17 protein-coding genes and 1 other RNA gene are annotated in these 18136 nt (G+C 41.9%); 10 read left to right on the forward strand and 8 right to left on the reverse strand.

The genetic code is table 11. The features are described from left to right. Nucleotides 1-2: 2 nt before the first annotated feature. The 8 genes from PHH40_04405 to smpB form a co-directional block, all read right to left on the reverse strand. The gene (locus PHH40_04405; protein MDD2766966.1) at nt 3-443 is read right to left on the reverse strand and encodes a hypothetical protein; all 441 of its coding nucleotides are present in this window, start codon (nt 441-443) and stop codon (nt 3-5) included. Between the two features lie 307 nt (nt 444-750). Continuing rightward, nucleotides 751-1527: a hypothetical protein gene (locus PHH40_04410; protein MDD2766967.1), complete on the reverse strand. Its 777-nt coding sequence runs from the start codon at nt 1525-1527 to the stop codon at nt 751-753. A 10-nt stretch (nt 1528-1537) separates the two neighbouring features. Beyond that, nucleotides 1538-2623 (reverse strand): SPFH/Band 7/PHB domain protein, encoded by a 1086-nt coding sequence (locus PHH40_04415; protein MDD2766968.1) that lies wholly within the window; start codon nt 2621-2623, stop codon nt 1538-1540. Nucleotides 2624-3257: 634 nt separating this feature from the next. Beyond that, nucleotides 3258-3602, reverse strand: a complete 345-nt coding sequence (rplT, locus tag PHH40_04420) for a 50S ribosomal protein L20 (GenBank protein MDD2766969.1) — start codon at nt 3600-3602, stop codon at nt 3258-3260. A gap of 31 nt (nt 3603-3633) precedes the next feature. Beyond that, nucleotides 3634-3834, reverse strand: coding sequence for a 50S ribosomal protein L35 (locus PHH40_04425; GenBank protein ID MDD2766970.1), 201 nt, complete (start codon nt 3832-3834; stop codon nt 3634-3636). A gap of 20 nt (nt 3835-3854) precedes the next feature. Then, nucleotides 3855-4403 (reverse strand): translation initiation factor IF-3, encoded by a 549-nt coding sequence (gene infC / locus PHH40_04430; protein ID MDD2766971.1) that lies wholly within the window; start codon nt 4401-4403, stop codon nt 3855-3857. 22 nt (nt 4404-4425) lie between these two features. Beyond that, nucleotides 4426-4834: a transfer-messenger RNA gene (gene ssrA / locus PHH40_04435) on the reverse strand. Nucleotides 4835-4956: 122 nt separating this feature from the next. After that, nucleotides 4957-5400 (reverse strand): SsrA-binding protein SmpB, encoded by a 444-nt coding sequence (gene smpB, locus PHH40_04440; GenBank protein MDD2766972.1) that lies wholly within the window; start codon nt 5398-5400, stop codon nt 4957-4959. A 536-nt stretch (nt 5401-5936) separates the two neighbouring features. Here smpB and argS point away from each other — a divergent pair. The 10 genes from argS (at nt 5937) to tgt (ending at nt 18081) form a co-directional block, all read left to right on the forward strand. Continuing rightward, entirely contained in the window at nt 5937-7643 is a 1707-nt protein-coding gene (gene argS, locus PHH40_04445; GenBank protein ID MDD2766973.1) for an arginine--tRNA ligase, read from the forward strand. Nucleotides 7644-7753: 110 nt separating this feature from the next. Next, complete coding sequence (locus tag PHH40_04450; GenBank protein ID MDD2766974.1) at nt 7754-7906, forward strand: hypothetical protein; 153 nt, start codon at nt 7754-7756, stop codon at nt 7904-7906. A 6-nt stretch (nt 7907-7912) separates the two neighbouring features. Then, the gene (locus PHH40_04455; protein ID MDD2766975.1) at nt 7913-8479 is read left to right on the forward strand and encodes a histidine phosphatase family protein; all 567 of its coding nucleotides are present in this window, start codon (nt 7913-7915) and stop codon (nt 8477-8479) included. A 50-nt stretch (nt 8480-8529) separates the two neighbouring features. After that, entirely contained in the window at nt 8530-8655 is a 126-nt protein-coding gene (locus tag PHH40_04460; GenBank protein ID MDD2766976.1) for a hypothetical protein, read from the forward strand. A 332-nt stretch (nt 8656-8987) separates the two neighbouring features. After that, nucleotides 8988-11858, forward strand: a complete 2871-nt coding sequence (gene ileS, locus PHH40_04465; GenBank protein MDD2766977.1) for an isoleucine--tRNA ligase — start codon at nt 8988-8990, stop codon at nt 11856-11858. Then, nucleotides 11855-12394 carry an NUDIX hydrolase gene (locus tag PHH40_04470; GenBank protein MDD2766978.1) on the forward strand — a complete coding sequence of 180 codons (540 nt, stop codon included), beginning with the start codon at nt 11855-11857 and terminating at the stop codon, nt 12392-12394. The genes ileS and PHH40_04470 overlap by 4 nt, the downstream gene beginning before the upstream one ends. A gap of 11 nt (nt 12395-12405) precedes the next feature. Then, on the forward strand, nt 12406-14112 hold the full coding sequence (locus tag PHH40_04475; protein MDD2766979.1) for a hypothetical protein: 1707 nt from the start codon (nt 12406-12408) through the stop codon (nt 14110-14112). Beyond that, nucleotides 14096-14818, forward strand: coding sequence for a DNA repair protein RecO (recO, locus tag PHH40_04480; protein MDD2766980.1), 723 nt, complete (start codon nt 14096-14098; stop codon nt 14816-14818). Before PHH40_04475 ends, recO begins: the two co-directional genes overlap by 17 nt. Before the next feature lie 146 nt (nt 14819-14964). After that, nucleotides 14965-16881, forward strand: a complete 1917-nt coding sequence (locus PHH40_04485; protein ID MDD2766981.1) for a hypothetical protein — start codon at nt 14965-14967, stop codon at nt 16879-16881. Nucleotides 16882-16902: 21 nt separating this feature from the next. Next, on the forward strand, nt 16903-18081 hold the full coding sequence (tgt, locus tag PHH40_04490; protein ID MDD2766982.1) for a tRNA guanosine(34) transglycosylase Tgt: 1179 nt from the start codon (nt 16903-16905) through the stop codon (nt 18079-18081). Nucleotides 18082-18136 lie beyond the last annotated feature (55 nt).

Consider the following 18136-nt stretch of genomic DNA (forward strand, 5'->3'; position numbering starts at 1 on the left):
ATTTACTTGAATGTTATTGCAATCACTTGTCTGTCAAATGCGTTTCTCTGAAAATTTGCGTTTACAGCAAATGAAACGATGACACAACTGTCATCTCCTACAGAGAATGTTTCTCCGGGGAGTGTCTGGTTCACACGCAAGGCGCTGGTGATATCAGTCTTTTCTCTTTGGATAAAGACTTCAATTTCACGTCCTTTTGGGACCACAAACGTATGTTCACCAGGAGGTACACCACAGAGTTTATGAGGTTCGAGTGTTGCCACTTCAAGCTCAAAAGTTTTGGAATACCCACGGAAGCTACTTGCACCATTTCCACCACCAAAGGAATTAATGATGATGGCGATGATGATGATCGCAAGACCAATCCACAAGAGATTTTTTATCCACCCCTTTGTCTGTATTGTCCGTGAGACATCACGAACTTCTTTCTTTTCAGTTGCCATTTCCTATTCCTTTCAGTTGTTGTTACGATGACGCTGACCCTTGGGATCAGAACCATCAAATTAAGAGAAAAAATTGTTAAGGTGCCCGAGATGGGCGAGAGTTCTGACCAGATTGTCTAGACAGACTAATACCCACCGTTGTTACTCTCGAGGCACCGCCTCATTTTGTAACCATTTATTAAAGCACGAAACGCATAAAAATGCAAGTATAAAAAATGATTCATAAACACCAGTTGTATGAGAAAAAGAAAACGGCGATCAATGAGTATTATCATTGTCGCCGTTTTTTTGATTTCAAAAATGGAAATTATTCCATTTCTTTCTCGATCTCAACGATGATCACTCCACGGTTATGTACAAATGATGTATCGCAAAAAGGAATGTTCGGACCGATTGAGATGGTTGCTGTCCGACTGATATCGAACGACCTTTCTTGAAGAGGATCAAAGGCCTCCTGTCCTTCGATTTTTGCAACGACTGAACCAAGTCGACGATTACCACCGACTGGAGCGTCTTTGAGAAACGTTCGCATGAACGATGGATTATTTTGCCATTCGTCTAAGGGAATGCCTTGAACTGGTACCTGACGATACTGAGCAACCTGTTTTGAGACAGGATCCCAGAAAGCAACTTCCCAACGTACTTCTTTGAAAAGGAGTCGGTATGTTCCTGGTTCCAATCTCGTCTGACTAGTACACCAGCCCCGACCATTTTCCCAGGACTCTTTCCCCATAGGACAGGTGATAGTTTCGATGAGATTCCATCCGTAAGCGTTGGTCTTGGAATACCCACCCAACCCAAGAAAGCCGTGCCCTGTGTAAAAATGTACGAACAAAGCAGTAAGAATCGCTCCGCCGATTATTTTCATCCAAGGAAGAGGTTTCTTTGGTGCCACCGCTACTGTTCCTGTCGGAGTGGCTGTTGCAGTTGTTTTTTGCCAACGCGTCCGGATAGTACCGAACACCCCTTTATTCCAAAGGAACACAATCAGGTCTACAGTTAGACCACTAATTAGTCCCCACCAAACATTACCTAACAAAGAGCCTGCAATAATGCAGAGCCCAGCAATGATGCCATAAAACATATAAACCTCCTTAGGTATTGTTACCACCCCTTTTTCTCGGTGTGAGAGAGGGGGTAGATGTTGATGACGTTCCGCTAGTAGTTTTTGGATCAGTTGGTTGGGATTTTTTTTCTCCCTCACCAGACATACCTTTTGCAATACCAGCGAGAGTTGCTGCAAAATTCATATTCCCACCTTCGCTTGTGGCGATGATAGTAGCATTTCCTTTTGCAATCGCTTCGTTTGCTCCACGGGCGATGATGTAGGCAGCAGCATGAGCGGAACCAAGTCCGGAATCAGCTACCGCTTTCAATCGCTCTTGTTCTCCTTGTCCGGCCAACTGAGCTGCTTCACGTTCGCCTTGAGCGATTGTGATGGTGGCTTGCTTCTTGCCTTCAGCAATTGTGATAGTGGCATTTTTTTCACCTTCAGCTTCCAGAGCTAATGTTTCAGCTTTCACTTTGGCAGCGAGTCTGCCTTGGCGAATTTCAGCTGTTTTTTCATCAAGGACAAAATCAATGATGTCGATAAGAATCACTTTGACACCCCAGTTGTCAAGAATTTCTTTCTGAACTTTTTCAGTGACACCTTTCTCGACTGCTGACTTGTTGCTATCTTCGTTTGCTTCATCAAAAGTATAGCTCCCGAAGAAGCTACGAAGCGTAGCCTCAATACGATTGAGTGTCGCCCGTTCGTATCCATGGAAATGAAGATGAATTTCTTTCCCAGTGTCATCATGAGATACGATATCTAGATTTGACTCCTGTACGTCATAGGTGGCCTTGATTGGATCTTGAACTTCATAGATTACTTGTACCAAGACACCAGCTTTGGCATCTTTGAAATCGATTGGATCATGACGACCGACACCTTCTTTCATTCCCATATGAATGGTGACTGGCTTTTGTGACATATCAATTTTGTTTTTCACAAACATAAATGGCGGAATAGGAAACCAAAGGACTTGTAATCCAGGCTCCCAAACAGAACAACTCATCTTTTTTAAGAGATTTATTTCTACGACCCAGTGGAATGGTTTGTTGACATAACGAATGACCAAAAAACCATAGACGATAGCAATGCCGACGAAAATGCCGAGGATATTTACAGAATCCATTTTCTATTCTCCTTCAAAAAAATTGTTAAGGTGCCCGAGATGGGCGAGAGCCTCGACCAGACTATCTGGACGGGACCAATACCCACCGTTGTTACTCCCGAGGCACCGCCTCATTTTGTAACTATCTATTATAGCACAAAATGCATAAAAATGCAAGCCCAGCTACCAAGATGAGCTTTGTCGAATATTATACATAAAACTTTCATTGAGGTGAATTCTCCTGTAGTTTTTGAAAAGAGTTTGTTCAAAGGATAGAAGAAGATTGAAGCTCATTTGGTGCATGGGTAAATGTCAAAATATGCTTTAGGAATGGGCTATTTCTAGCCTATTTTCTGGATTTCCGATCAAGTCGGGAATGACATAAGACACTGTGAATTACGAGGCTTTTGTTTTCTGTCATCCTCGTCCTCCAATCGGCGGATAAACATCCAGCGGGGATCCAGAACAGGGCTTATTTTTAATAATCTGGATTCCCGATCGAGTCGGGAATGATAATAAAAAAACTCTTCCCGAATGAGAAGAGTTTTTTATAGGAGAGAAGATTAGCGAACCTTCTCGACAAATTTTGTGAAGACTTCAGGATTCCCTGCCCGAATCGCTACGCGAATGCGTTGCGGGCGGGTTGACAGCTAGTCTATCTAACAGACTCTACAAACTTCGTAAAAATCTCAGGATTTTCCACAGCTAATTGTGACAATACTTTGCGATCAAGAGCAATACTTTTTTTGTTCTCGAGAGCAATGAATTCATTGTACTTCATGCCGTTCAATCCGAGAGCAGTGTTCAATCGAACAATCCAGAGACTGCGGAAACTGCGCTTCTTGGCACGACGATCGCGATGGGCATATTTCCCAGCTTTGATCACAGCTTCCTTGGCTTTGGTGAAGAGATTTTTTCGTCCCCAACGAAAACCTTTGGCTGCTTGCAAAATATTCTTATGGCGTTTTTTGGTCATTACACCTCTTTTGATTCTTGTCATAATTGTGAAGTCTCAGGAGTTTAGAAATGAATTAGAGTGAGTAAGGGAGAGAAGCTTTGATATTCTTGGCGACAGCTGGATATACACTATTGTCCTGACGTTTGGCACGGCTGGCTTTGCCGGTATCACGTGAGTTGTAGTGGTTCTGACCAGTAGCGCGTGTTTTCAATTTTCCGCTTCCAGTGATTTTTACTTTCTTGCTCACTGACTTTCTCGTTTTCAATTTTGGCATACGATTATTAAAAAAATCATTTATTCGGCGACGATGAGAGCATTGAATCCCATAGGTCCGCGTTTTACTTCTTCTTCGAAACGATGAGGAATAGTGATGCTACGGAGGAATTCATGGAGATTTTCACGAGCTTTTTCTTGCATCGCTTTCTCTCGACCACGGAGGACCATCTCTACGCGTACTTTGTTTCCTTTGGCGAGAAATTTCTCTGCCTGAGTCTTTTTGAAAAGAAGATCGTGACTGTCAGTGCGGAAACCAATACGGATTCCTTTGGTTTCGACTTTCTTTTGCTTGGCTTTCTGTTGTTGTTCTTGCTTGGCCTGGTGATACTGGAGCTTACCGAAATCAGTAATTTTGCATACGGGTGGCACTGCAAGAGGGGAGACTTCCACGAGGTCTGCTTCTTGCTCCTTGGCGAGTGCGATCGCATCTAGGGTAGCCATCGTACCATGATTGATACCATTTGCATCAATCACGACAACTTCTGGCGCAAGAATTTGTTCGTTCAGACGTGAACGTATTTTGACTTGCGCTTTCGGTTTCGGTCTATTGTGGCGTCTTCTTCTCACTTTTTCTGTGTACAATAAAATTATGTGGAGTTGATGGGAATTGCACCCATGTCCAGAAATGCTTTTGCAAAATATTCTACAAGCTTAGAGTGCTTTGTATAAATGAGTGAGGTAGAAAGCAGACAAAATCCTCAATCATTCTTTTCTTTTGCAATACGATCAGAAAGTACAAAGAAAAAGAAATACTTTCGTCACGTCTCGATTATATGACACCAGAAGTTCCTTACCGAGAATCAGGACTCTGATGGCTCCGCACTAAAGTAAATTAGGCGAGAGCAAGACTGAAAGAAGGTGCAAATGCTTGCGCAAGTGCGTTCTTGGTCTTTGTGATGAAGTTTGCATTTATCATCGTGATGACGAGTTTTACGACCATATCATCGAGGTCGGCTTGCCTATTTTGAAAGTACACCCTGTCGAGTCTAAACAACCCCATATTGGAAAATTTCTAATTTCCAATTTCTAATTTCCAATGAATTTCTAATGACAGAATTCCTGAATTGAGGGATTGTGACATTGTTTGAAAATTGAAAATTACGAATTGAAAATTACGAATTCATGAACGCATCGCTCGTTCGATACGGCGTTTAGCGTCTCTTTTGCCGATATCTCCGCGCTTATCGTAGTTCTTTTTGCCTTTTCCGACAGAAAATTCCAACTTGACAAGTTGTTTCCTAGTATACAACCTGATAGGCACCAATGTCAAGCCTTCTGTGCGATATTTTCCGATGAGAAAGCGTATTTCTCTCTTGCGGAGGAGGAGTTTGCGGGGGCGACTCGGCTCGTGCTGGGTATCGGGGTGAGCATGGAGGTAGCGGGGGATGAGAGCATTGGTCAGATAGAGCTCCGTCCCTTTGACGGTTACAAAGCTTCCTTTGAGGCTCGCATGGCCTGTTTTTACCGATTTTACCTCGGATCCAGTCAATACCAAACCAGCCTCATAACGTCCGTCCAAGGTATAATCGAAACTTGCTCTTCTATTGGTAGTTATAACCGTCATAAGATTTCTTTTCCTCTATTTTTTCACATTTGGCTCAAATAAGCAAATCTTATTCTTGACAAGCATACGAAATATGGTACCGTAATATGAAGTTTGTGAATGGTTCATAAGCTTTCTCTGAGGAGCACAAGATGAATATTTTGAGAATCCCAACAGGTAAGGGTACCAGAATCCTGTTTGACAGAAAGGACATCGATGTCAGAACAAGAAATATGGTTCCGACAAAATGGACACCGGGCAATTCGCTCATCCAATCTATGGTCGATGTTTCTAGGCAAGTTATCGAACAGCCATGGGGCGAAGTCATGAAGCGAACGTGGGTGGTCAAAGGCAGAAAGTTTGATGACAAGCCCACAAAAGCATTCATCAGAAGCAATGACGATGATGAACCCGAGGAACTATCGTCTCATTGATCGTTCTTCTCGAAATCATAGAAGCTGCCAGTATCTCCAAAGAAGATGTTGGCAGTTTTTCATTTCTTTTGACATACCTCTATTCGCTTCACTTTTTTTTGTTTGTACGCTACGATGAATGATATGAAGAAAATACTCGAAGCAAAAATTGGTACAGCGTTGTCAGAACTCCAACACACAGGGTTTTTAGCTGATTTTGTCTTGCCAGAAATCCGTGTAGAACGTCCCAAAGACGACCAATTTGGTGAGTATACAACGAACATTGCACTGGTGTTGTCTAAATTGGCCAAGAAAAGCCCGATGGAAATTGCTCCGATGCTTCAAGAAAGACTTTCTTCAGAGGAATTTGAAAAAGTAGAAGTTGTCCATCCAGGGCATATCAATTTTTATTTTTCTCCAGCATACTTCCGAGATATCGTGACACAGATCAATGAAAAAAAATCTGGCATAAGTTACAGTGTGAAGGAAAAAAAAGAAAAGGTAATGGTGGAATATTCTCAACCAAATACGCATAAGGAATTCCATATTGGACACCTGAGAAATGTTTTTATAGGTAGTACGATAGTGAATGTTCTTCGAAAATCCGGACACGAAGTTATTGCTGCAAATTATATTGGTGATACTGGAACACATATTGCCAAATGTCTGTGGGGACTGACGAAATTTTATGCAGATGAAAATTTGGATGTTCTTTCAAATAAAGCTGAATTTTTAGGGAAGGTGTATTCGGAAGCGACACAGAAAATCGAGGATAATCCTGAATACGAGGATGAATTCAAGGCTCTGCAGAAAAAATTTGAGGAGGGAGATGAGACATTGGTTGCTTTGTGGAAGAAAACAAAAGAATGGTCAATGGATGAATTTGAAAGTATCTATCAACAGTTGGGGGTTGTTTTCGACGTGTATTTTTTTGAAAGTATCGAGGAAGAGGCTGGTAAAAAAATTCTCCCAGAGCTTCTTGCAAAGGGAATCCTCGAGCAGAGCGACGGTGCTGTGATCGCGAATCTGGAACAGTTTCATCTTGGTGTACTTGTACTCGTAAGGAAAGATGGGAGTGCTCTCTATGCGCTCAAGGATATTCCGTTGGCAAAGGAAAAATTCGAAAAATATGGTATCGACAAAAGTGTCATCGTTGTTGATGTTCGTCAGAGTCTCTATTTTCAGCAGTTGTTCAAAATTCTTGAGTTGTACGGATTCCATAAAAAAATGGTTCATTGTGGGTACGAATTTGTCGCACTGAAAGGTGGGGAGAGTATGTCTTCTCGTAAGGGGAATGTGGTCCCCGCAAGAGTACTTATCGAACGAGTGACAGAAAGTGTCAGAAAGCAATTCTCAGAATCACCAGACCCAGAAATGGTGGCTCTCGGAGCTATTCGTTTTGGTATGTTGCGACATTCATCAGTGAGTAAAATTGAATTTGATGTAGAAGAATCAGTGAGATTTGATGGAGCTACCGGTCCGTATGTCCAATATGCTCATGCTCGTATTGTCAGTATTTTGAAAAAGGCTGAGGAAAAAGGTTTTGTTGTCTCAGAAGAAGAAACTCTTTCTTCCCTTCCATTGCAACCAAAAGAGATCGAACTCATTCGAGAATTGTCACGATTTTCTGAAGTGGTAGAAGAGGTTGCGGAAACATACGAAGTACATAAGATTGCTCACTATGCGATCAGGCTTGCAGATACGTTCCATTCTTTTTATAATGACTGTAAGGTAATAGATGAAGAAAATCGTGCACAGAGCCTCGCTCGTCTCGAGCTGGTTCGTGCGACGAAAATCGTACTCAAAGAAACGCTCGATCTGATGGGTATCGATGCTCCAGAGAAGATGTGAGAGCCCGAGCTATCATCCTGAGCGAAGTCGAAGGGAGATCGTGTGAGAAAAATTCTTGTAAGAGATATCTAAAGAACAAAAATATATTTTTAACCAGTAAAAACAAAAACATGGCACGACTGAAAAAAGAATACAAAGAGAAATATAAAAAGAAATTGGGTTGGGATGAAAAATTGATTCGTTTTGCCTTCAAAGCTGTTGGATCAGCCGTACTTCTTTTTACTATTGCTATTGGTCTTGATGTCTATCAATTCCTTTATTAAAAAAATATGATTACTTTCTATCTCGTACGGCACGGGGAGGCAGAGAACAATGTGAATCACGTCGGCAACTCTTTCCCAGAAAAGACCAAGATGCATCTGACTGAAACAGGGATAGAACAAGTCCATGCGACTGCCGAATTTCTGGCAGGAAAAAATATCGATATCATCCTTGCTTCTCCGATCCAGAGAACACGTGAGACAGCGGAGATTATTTCAGAGAAAACAGGAAGAGAAGTGCTCATCGACGATCGTCTTCACGAAACAGGAATGGGTATTTATAACGGGGAGCCGATAGAAAAGTTTTTTTCCAAGTATCCTGATATGCGAGCACGTATCATGACGGATGGTGAAGATGGTGTTGAGAGCTTCATCGATATGCGAGGACGTCTGACACAGCTCGTAAGTGATGTGAAAAAAGTTTATGAGGGGAAAAAGGTGGTACTTGTCTCTCATGGTGATGTCCTCGATCAACTCTATGGTATGCTCAAAGAAGAGAGCATTGGGCAGACACTCGATGATACTTATTACCCAGAAAAAGGCTCGTATAAGGAAGTTGTAATAGCTGGGAATTGACAAAATAGTGAAAATGTGCTATACATAACAGTTATTTTTATCAGACTGTTATGCACAACACTCTCAGCACAGGACAAGGAGAATTTGTTTTCTTTCTCGTCTGCAATCTCATCATTATTTCCGCTGTTTTTGTCTTTGGGTACAACGTCTGGAAACTTGTCACAATGACTTTCTAAATATGTTTCAAAAGAAGCCTCAAGATGTAGGCTTTTTTTGTTGCTTTGATAGAGAGAACGTGTTACACTGGCAGTACAATTTTGAGAGGCAATGAAGGAGTTATCACTCTGGAGCCATGGAAAGAAATCTCATACGGAGACGTAGAATCCATCGGGTAGGCCCGTAATAGCCGTGAAGAGGGTATTTTGTATAACGTATTCCGTAGACTGTATTTTTCGATACACTATACATGATACGAAATACATGATACTAAAGTAAGGTGGTACCACGTTTTCAAACGTCCTTTACACAATTTTGTGTTGAGGATTTTTTATTTTTCAGTCATAAGCATATGTTCAAAGAAGTAAATCTGAGGAAAAAATACGCAGAGATGGAGCAGGAAATAATTGCTTTCTGGAAAGAGGATGGTACGTTTCGGAAATCAGTTGAAGAGCGGGATAAGAAAAATTCCTATGTTTTCTATGATGGCCCACCATTTATCACGGGTGTGCCTCATTATGGAACACTTCTCTCGTCGATTGTGAAAGATGTCGTACCGCGATACTTTACAATGAAGGGAAAACGAGTGGAACGACGTTGGGGCTGGGATTGTCATGGATTGCCAGCGGAAAATTTGGTAGAAAAGAAATTGGGTATCAAAGACAAGCGTGATATTCCAAAGATTGGTTTGGAAAAATATATCGAAACCTGTCACAGTGAGATGGTGCAAGGAGGTTCACTCTGGGAAGATACCGTCGAAAGAATCGGCCGTTGGGTCGAATTCAAGAACGCCTACAAAACGATGGATAAGGAGTATATGGAGAGTGTGTGGTGGGCATTCAAAACACTCTACGAAAAAGGGAAAATATACGAAGGAGAGAAAGTGCTCATGTATTGTACGAGGTGTGCCACACCGATTTCCAAATCAGAAGTGGCTATGGATAATAGTTACAAAGTGGTGACTGATTCATCGGTCTATGTGAAATTCCGATTGAGTGATGAAGCTCAAACATATGTGCTGGCATGGACGACAACACCATGGACACTGTCTGCCAATGTTGCTCTCGCTGTAGGAGAAGACATTGTTTATGAGAGGATTCATACCACTGATGAGGAAGGAGACTACATCGTTTCAAAAGAGAGAGTGCCGATTGTTTTTAAAGACAAGGTGTATGAAGTCAAGGGGGAATTGTCGGGTAAGGATCTTGTAGGGAAATCGTATGAGCCAATTGCTGATGGAGCAGATATTTCCTCCTCAGAAGGGAAGAGTTTGTGGAAAATATATGCGGGGGATTTCGTCACCACTGAAGATGGGACGGGCATCGTACATATCGCTCCTGCTTTTGGTGAGGATGATTATGCTCTCGCAAGTAAAAACAATCTTGCAATCGTGAATACTGTCGATGATAATGGGAACTATATTGGAGGGCGATGGCAAGGAAAAAATATCTGGGAGGTGAACAAGGAAATTGCCAAGACTTTACTCGTTGAAGGAGTGGTAACACATATCGATTATATACAGCATGAGTACCCGCATTGTCATCGATGTGGAACCAAACTCATGTATCGAGCCCATCCGAGTTGGTTTATGGATATCGACGGACAGAGAGAAAAAATGATTGCAGAGAATGAAAACATCAATTGGTTTCCTGATCATTTCAAACAGAAGCGTTTTCGTAACATCGTCGAAACAGCACCTGATTGGAATCTGAGTCGAGATCGTTTTTGGGCAACACCGATACCGGTGTGGAGGGGAACCAAGAGTGATGGAAGTGTCGTGACAAAAGTCGTCGGAAGTTATGCAGAATTACAGGAACTTTCTGGGAAATCAATTGATGATTATCATCTCCCATACGTCGATGCAATCACTTTTGAGATGGACGGAGTAGAAATGCACCGAATAGAAAAAGTCATGGATTGTTGGTTTGAATCAGGATCGATGCCGTTTGCACAATTTCATTATCCTTTCGAAAACAAAGAAAAATTTGAAGAGAATTTCCCAGGCGACTTTATCTCAGAGTACGTTGGGCAAGTGAGAGCATGGTTTTACTATCTTCATGCGGTTTCTGTCGGAATATTTGGGAAAGAAGCCTTCAAAAATGTGATCGTGACAGGAACAATCGCTGGTTCAGACGGGAAAAAAATGTCCAAATCACTCGGTAACTATACCGACCCCAATATTTTGCTCAACCAATACAGTGCTGACGCACTTCGTTATCTCCTCGTCAGTTCACCACTTTTGAATGGTGAAGATTTTGCTTTGATCGACAAAGATGTCGCAGATGTCCAGAAGAAACTTGGCACACTCTGGAATAGCTACGGATTTTTTGTGATGTATGCCAATGTTGATGGATGGCATCCTGAAAATGAGAAAGAAAAAACAATATCTGAAAATATCTTGGACCGCTGGATTCTTTCTAAACTACAGAGTTTGATCAAGATAGTGGATACGAAGATGTCGGGCTATGATATTCCGAGTGCTGTGACTCCAATTATGGAATTTATCGATAATCTTTCAAACTGGTATATTCGTCGGAGTCGTGATCGATTCTGGAAATCAGAGGATGATGGTGATAAAGAAAATGCGTATCAGACACTTTATGATGTTCTCGTCACTCTTTCAAAAGTAATGGCTCCGTTCACTCCGTTTCTCTCAGAGGAAATCTATAAAAATTTGACGAATCAACCGTCTGTACATCTCACGCTGTTTCCAGTAGCAGATGAAAAACTTATCGATGAAAAATTAAATCAAGAGATGCAAGATGTACGCAACCTTGTGACAGAAGGGCTCAAGCTCCGTGCTAGAACACATATCAAGGTGCGACAGCCACTCAGTGAAGTACGTATTAAAAAAATGTTGCAAGAAGAATCTCAGGAAATATTGAAAGAGGAATTGAATGTGAAAGAAATTATTTTTGATGCTTCTTTGGAGAGTGAAGTGATACTTAATACAGAAATTACTCCTGCATTGAAACTCGAAGGAGAAATGAACGAAATCAATCGTGCTATTCAAGCTGGTCGCAAACAAGCAGGGTTCAGTGTCGAGGAGCGGATTGTTCTTGGGTATCTGGGAAAAGAAAAAGTTTTTGAGCGATTCACGTCTGAAATCGCGAAGAAAGTACTTGCAACGAAGATTGAGAATGGAAATCTCGCCGATGCCGAATATACGGAAACGGTATCGATTGATGGCGAATCATTTACTTTTTCTTTGAAACGTTTATGAAATATGGCGTACAAGATTGGGAAGAAGTTTCTCGTGAAGAGGTATTTAAGAAATTTGGTCGTGGAATAGAAAAGAGAGTATATCGGTTGCCTCAGGGAAATGAAGCAGAGTTTTATCTCAAAACGGGTCACTCAAGTATTTGTTGTTTGGCACTAACAAAAGAGAATCAAGTTATTCTTGCTAAACAGTTCCGACCAGGACCGAGTAAAATTCTTCTCGAAATACCTGGAGGAGGAATGAACGATCATGAATCAAAAGAAGATGCAATCGCACGAGAATTGCTCGAAGAGACAGGGTATAAAGGAAACATTCAGTTTGTTGTTGAAGTTCTTCCTGATGCGTATTCTACTTATACGAAAAATTTCTTCGTTGCGACGGAATGTGAAAAAATTACTGAATCAAAACTTGAGGACAACGGAGAAGAGGTCGAAGTAGTTTTGATGAATCTGACAGACTTTCGCACCCATATTCGTACAGGGAAAATGACAGATGTTGAAGGAGCTTATCTTTGTCTGGATTATCTACAACTTCTATAAAAGTATCATGTATGTCTGCTGAATTTCCTACAACAGTACCCACAGGAATATCATCGAAACTCCCACAGGATGATGGAAAAAAAGTAGTATCTGGAGAACTCTCACTCGAGGAGCGATCTCTTCTTCAGGCAGAAATAGAACTTTTGGAAGGCAAGACAGCGTTCGCATGGGGACGGGAGAATGAAACGGCCAAAACACAATCCCTTATCAATGTAAAAGATGCCGTGTCGAGAAATCCACGAACTATTTCCCAAGGATTGTCCTGCGAAGAAACTCTCCTCTCGACACTCCATCTCATCGAAACAGTATGGCATCTCGGACGAAAAGAAAAAAAGAACGAAATTTCTTCTTTTCACGACCGAGCACAGACAGAAGATGAGGATCTGGCTCTTGATATCGAATCGAGAGTGATGGAGAGCGAAATGATTCTCAAGAAAATAATGGACGGAACAGACGAAGAGGCAAAGATGTCAGTACTCGATATGATGAGTGGACTACTCAATTCTTCTCTTGAATTGCATCGATCGTATGGCGAATCATTCCTTATGGAATATCTCTCTGTTCTGGCAAAAAACTTTTTGGATACATTGAGGATATCACGAGGGGATGAAGCGGTGCACGTATGGCAAGAAATGTTTCTTCGTGTGGAAAATCCAAAATACCTTCGTCAGATAGGAGGAATTTTCAAAGCTGTGTGGGAGAAGAGGAGAGAGGAAGAAGAACAGGAGAAGAAAGTACAAGAAGAGAAAGGAGAAGAGATTGGAACAGGAAGAGATTGGAGTGATTTGTATAATAATTTTTGGAGGAAAATATTTTCCGTTCATCACAATGCTTTCGAACGAAACAAAGATTTTGCACTCAAAACAGCTATCGATATGACGAGTCTCGATGGCTCAAAAATGATGAGACAGTGGATGCGTGTCGGAGATGATCAACAAGAAGAAATTACCGGGCCGAGTCATCAGTATGCATATACACAAAATCTCCAGGTGTTGTACGAGTTGAAACAAGTTTCTTCAGATGCGCCTTCAGTGCTTTTTGATCAATTTGGTATTACGCACTTTGGACGATATACGAGAGAAATGCTCGTGAAACAATATGAAGAAAGAGAAATTCAGAAGCCTTATGGAATTATTCTGTTTCCGATTGCTGACCATAATGGTGCATTTTTTCACAGCGTGATGCTTCTTGATCAGATACAGCGAGACCTCGAGACTCATGGATACAGCGTACGTATTGTAGAAGCTGATTCCAAGGAATCAGTTGCTAGACGTCTCATCACACTCGATCGAACCTATGGACAAGGGGAAACAGGACATAAAATAGATTTTGCATTTATCGGTGGACATGGATCGAAAAATACGGTTTCATTTGGTGAAGGAGAACACGCGCGAGAACAATTTACCACAGCGGAGATCGAAGGATCGGGAATAGGACGTGGCGTCAAACAATTTTTTGCACCAGAAGCAAAAACGATGCTTTTTTCTTGCAGTACTGGTGCTGAGGGAGGAATTGCCGAAGAAATGTTCGAGCGACTAGGATTGTCAGTACAAGGACCCAAGGACAATGCTCATGTTGCTCGCGTTGTTGTTTCAGTGACTGATCAGAATAAACCTTTGTTTCAGATAGAATATGAAGATATGAATGGAAACAATATACCAACGATGAATTATCGAAAGAATCAGTTTATGGAAGAATCCTATGGAGATTCGTTATAACGCTATTATTCTCCGAAAGAAGGAGATTGGGGAAACCGATCGTCTGTATACAATGTATACACGTACGGCAGGGAAGATCCAGCTCGTCGCCAAAGGAGTACGAAAATCTGAGGCCAAACTCGCAGGACAACTCGAGACACTGATGTATGGGATGGTGATCGTAGTCAAGGGGCGAGGTGCCGGGAGAATCGCCGGCGCAGTAGCAGAGCAGAGCTTTCTTTTCGTGCGTACAGATGGTGATATTCTGAAACAAATATTGGAAACCGTACATATTTTCGAACGTTTGATAGAATGGGATGAACCAGATGAAGAGCTCTTTGATTTACTTTTGCTTTATCTGACACTGACAGATGCGTTGGCCAAACAAGGACAAAAAGAGAAGATATTTCTTGTGACGGAAGGATTTCTCATACAAATGTTTGCCCATCTCGGATATACTCTCGAAACGAGTCAATGTGTCATATCAGGGGAACGTCTGCAAAAAGGCGGGCGACATTTTTTCAGTCCGAGTGCCGGAGGCATACTCTCTGAACAAGAGCGTCATCGATCAGAAGATGCCTTCTTGGTAAGCGAGAACAGTATCAAACTCGTACGTTTGTTTCTCGCCAATAAACTCGACACACTGTCTCGTGTTGCGGTGTCACAAGAAACACTTCGTGAGATACATCATATGATTTTGCGATTTTCTCAGTGGATCGAACACTAATATTTCTTTGTACAAGAATTGTTTTTTTGCTACTATAGAGAGGTGAAAAATAAGCGCTGTCACGGCGCTTGAAATTCCGTTGCTCACCCCAAATGAAAGTAAACTTTCGTTTGTGGGTTCACTAGGAATTATAAAAAATATACTTTATGAGTCTCGAAGATTTGAATGAAAAATTGCATGGTCGTGATGTCCATCTTGATCGTACAGTACAACACACCCCGTTTGATCCAGAACATGTGTCAGAGGATTCATCGATCAAGGAACAATTTCAAGAAAAAGAAGTATGGCAAGCACCTCTCAAGCCTACTGATCCTGTTCAGACACTTCAGAGCGTCAAAAACAATAAATGGACAAGAAAAATCTCTTTCATTCTCGGTGGTTTAGCGATTATCTTTCTTCTTGGAGGTACGGTCTACAAATTCCGCACACTGCTATTTAGTGAAAATCAGGTCAACATAACCATTTCTGGACCAAAAGATGTACCGAGTTCCGAAGAAACTGCTTTCACTCTCACATATACCAATAATAACTGGTCAGCACTGAATAATGTCTCGATTCTTTTGTCATATCCAGAGACGTTTTTCCCGCAGGCTGATAGCACTCTACGAGTTGAGGGACGTTCTGCAGAAATCATATTAGGAGAGATACCTTCACGAACAGAAAAACAGATAGTAGTGAAAGGAAAGTTTTATGAGTCCAAGGGAAAAACAGTCAATCTTCAGGCAGTGCTCCGATATTCGCCCAAGCGTATTTCTTCGGTCCTCGAAAAAAAATCGGTATTTCCGGTGACCGTCGCTTCTTCACCGCTTCTGTTTGAGATCATGGCACCACTCGAGAGTGTTTCAGGTCAGGATGCTGAATATGTGATTGATTATAAAAATACAAGTGACAAACAATTCTCGGATGTCCGGATGAAACTTGTGTATCCTGAAGGATTCCGTTTCTCGAGTGCTGATCCTCGTCCATCAGAAGGGGAATCAGTGTGGTACATAGGCAACCTCCCTGTTAATAGTGCTGGAAAAATTGTTGTACGCGGAGTATTGACAGGTACTCAGAAAGAATACAAAACTATTCAAGGAAGCATCGGTTTTTTTCGTGGAGACGGAACATTTGTCGCTTATGGATCACACGAACGGCAGACACAGATGATTGCTTCGCCACTCTTGCTTTCTCAGACAGTGAATAATCTGACTGATATATCAGTAGGCCCTGGAGATATTTTGCAGTATACGATTCGTTACAAAAATACGGGCGATATAGGATTGCGTGACGCTATCGTATGGGTAGAAATTGATCCGACACTTCTTGATTTGAGTAGTTTGAAAATTCAAGGAGGAACATATGACGCTTCACGAAGAATGATTTTTTGGAAAGCTTCGGATATACCGAGTCTCGGAAAAATCGAAGTAGGAGCTGGAGGATCCGTATCGTTTACTATTCCTGTCTCGAGAACTTTTTCTTCTGCAAGTGGGAAAAATCTCGTTATTAAAACGGTTGCCAAGATTGATAGTCTCGATATTCCGACGACGCTCGGTTCAAACAAGATTATCGGAAGCAATACGCTTCTCGTCAAAATTAAATCCTTTGCTGATGTGATAGGAAATGTATTGTATACAGACGCTGTGTTTCCAAATACAGGACCTGTTCCTCCGGTTGTTGGACAAGAGACGAGTTATACGATACATTTGAAACCAACAAACACACAAAACGATCTCAAGAATGCGCGCATCACTATCTCTTTGCCAACCGGCGTGGTATATAAGAATCAGTATGCGCCAAGTAAAGAGACGTTTACCTACAACGAACGGAGTAATGAACTCGTATGGGAGCTCGGCACACTCTCTTCGACAGAGGGAAATGCTCGTGAGCTCGTATTTCAAATAGCGACTACTCCCGCACCGTATCAGGCAGGAAGGATGCTTTCCCTCTTGAATACTATGATATTGACAGCTACTGATACGTTCACTGGTCAGGAAATTCGTGTAGAGAAAACGGATAAATCATTGGTTACATCAGCAGACCCTGTTTTTGGAACATCTTTCCTGACAGTTGCTGTTCCATAAAAATATTTTTTGAAGAAATGTATGTCAGTAGGAAAATGGCAACAACAAGTAACAAATGATAATCAGCGAAGGGGTCTGCTTGTCACAAGAAAAGGGAGTTTGCAAACTCCCTTTTTTATGCCAGATGCAACACGAGCAACAGTACGTGGTTTGTCTTCTGATACTCTTACGCAGATTGGTCTCGAGGCTCTCGTCGTGAATACGTATCACCTGATGCTCCAGCCGGGGGCATCACTCGTCGAGAAAGCAGGGGGTATACATTCTTTCATGCACTGGGATAAGCCAGTACTCTCGGATTCTGGTGGATATCAGGTTTTTTCTCTCATTCATAAGAATCCAGAGTTGGGTCGTATCACGGAAGAGGGTGCAGAATTTCGTTCTATCATCGATGGATCGAAACATCTCCTCACACCGGAACGCGCTATCCAGATTCAGTTTGACCTCGGTGTGGATATGATGGTGTGTCTCGATGATCCTCGTCCCAATGAAGCAAGTGAACAAGATATTATCGAGGCAGTGGACAGAACCATACGATGGGCACAGCGTTGTCGTGACGAATTCGACAGACAAATATTAGTACGAGGATTGAATAATGAAACACGTCCGATGCTGTTTGGTGTCGTGCAGGGAGGCATGATGGTAGGAGAACGCAAACGTTGCGCCGATGGATTGATCGAAATCGGATTTGATGGATACGGACTCGGCGGGCGGCACGTCGATACAGAAGGGAAATTTCTCGGGGAACTCATGGCATCGCTTGCCTCATTCATTCCAGAAGACAAAGTGCGTTTTGCTCTCGGAGTGGGGAAACCGGAAGATATCGTACGATTGTATGCGGTAGGTTGGGATATGTTTGATTGTGTCATCCCGACTCGAGAGGGTCGTCATGGGAGACTTTTTCTGTGGAAGAGTAAAAACACAAATTTCAATCCGCCAACTAGCGGAACAAAAATCAAACAAAATATAAAAGCATACAATGAAGAAGATGATTCTTTCTATACGACAATCAATATTCATAACGAACAATTTACGGAAGATTTTACTCCGGTGGACGCCACATGTGACTGCACGCTCTGTACTCAGTATACGAGAGCCTATCTGAAACACTTGTTTCGAGTTGAGGAATCTCTCGGATTTCAACTCGCTTCCGAACACAATCTTCGTTTCTATATGAAACTGATGGAGAAACTTCGTGCATAACGTTTTTGACTTTTGGCTCTGGAAAGGGTAGATTAGAAGTATCTCAAGGGAGATA

It is taken from the genome of Candidatus Moraniibacteriota bacterium (assembly GCA_028688415.1).
In the GTDB taxonomy this organism is placed as follows: domain Bacteria; phylum Patescibacteriota; class Minisyncoccia; order Moranbacterales; family UBA1568; genus UBA1568.

Excerpts from the sequence above, each read along its gene's own strand:
- ileS (MDD2766977.1), top strand. The coding sequence starts at position 8,988 with ATGTTCAAAGAAGTAAATCTGAGGAAAAAATACGCAGAGATGGAGCAG.
- PHH40_04425 (MDD2766970.1), bottom strand. The coding sequence starts at position 3,834 with ATGCCAAAATTGAAAACGAGAAAGTCAGTGAGCAAGAAAGTAAAAATC.
- rplT (MDD2766969.1), bottom strand. The coding sequence starts at position 3,602 with ATGACAAGAATCAAAAGAGGTGTAATGACCAAAAAACGCCATAAGAAT.
- argS (MDD2766973.1), top strand. The coding sequence starts at position 5,937 with ATGAAGAAAATACTCGAAGCAAAAATTGGTACAGCGTTGTCAGAACTC.
- PHH40_04415 (MDD2766968.1), bottom strand. The coding sequence starts at position 2,623 with ATGGATTCTGTAAATATCCTCGGCATTTTCGTCGGCATTGCTATCGTC.
- recO (MDD2766980.1), top strand. The coding sequence starts at position 14,096 with ATGGAGATTCGTTATAACGCTATTATTCTCCGAAAGAAGGAGATTGGG.
- smpB (MDD2766972.1), bottom strand. The coding sequence starts at position 5,400 with ATGACGGTTATAACTACCAATAGAAGAGCAAGTTTCGATTATACCTTG.
- PHH40_04475 (MDD2766979.1), top strand. The coding sequence starts at position 12,406 with ATGTCTGCTGAATTTCCTACAACAGTACCCACAGGAATATCATCGAAA.
- PHH40_04405 (MDD2766966.1), bottom strand. The coding sequence starts at position 443 with ATGGCAACTGAAAAGAAAGAAGTTCGTGATGTCTCACGGACAATACAG.
- PHH40_04470 (MDD2766978.1), top strand. The coding sequence starts at position 11,855 with ATGAAATATGGCGTACAAGATTGGGAAGAAGTTTCTCGTGAAGAGGTA.
- tgt (MDD2766982.1), top strand. The coding sequence starts at position 16,903 with ATGTCAGTAGGAAAATGGCAACAACAAGTAACAAATGATAATCAGCGA.
- PHH40_04485 (MDD2766981.1), top strand. The coding sequence starts at position 14,965 with ATGAGTCTCGAAGATTTGAATGAAAAATTGCATGGTCGTGATGTCCAT.
- PHH40_04460 (MDD2766976.1), top strand. The coding sequence starts at position 8,530 with ATGCACAACACTCTCAGCACAGGACAAGGAGAATTTGTTTTCTTTCTC.
- PHH40_04410 (MDD2766967.1), bottom strand. The coding sequence starts at position 1,527 with ATGTTTTATGGCATCATTGCTGGGCTCTGCATTATTGCAGGCTCTTTG.
- PHH40_04450 (MDD2766974.1), top strand. The coding sequence starts at position 7,754 with ATGGCACGACTGAAAAAAGAATACAAAGAGAAATATAAAAAGAAATTG.
- PHH40_04455 (MDD2766975.1), top strand. The coding sequence starts at position 7,913 with ATGATTACTTTCTATCTCGTACGGCACGGGGAGGCAGAGAACAATGTG.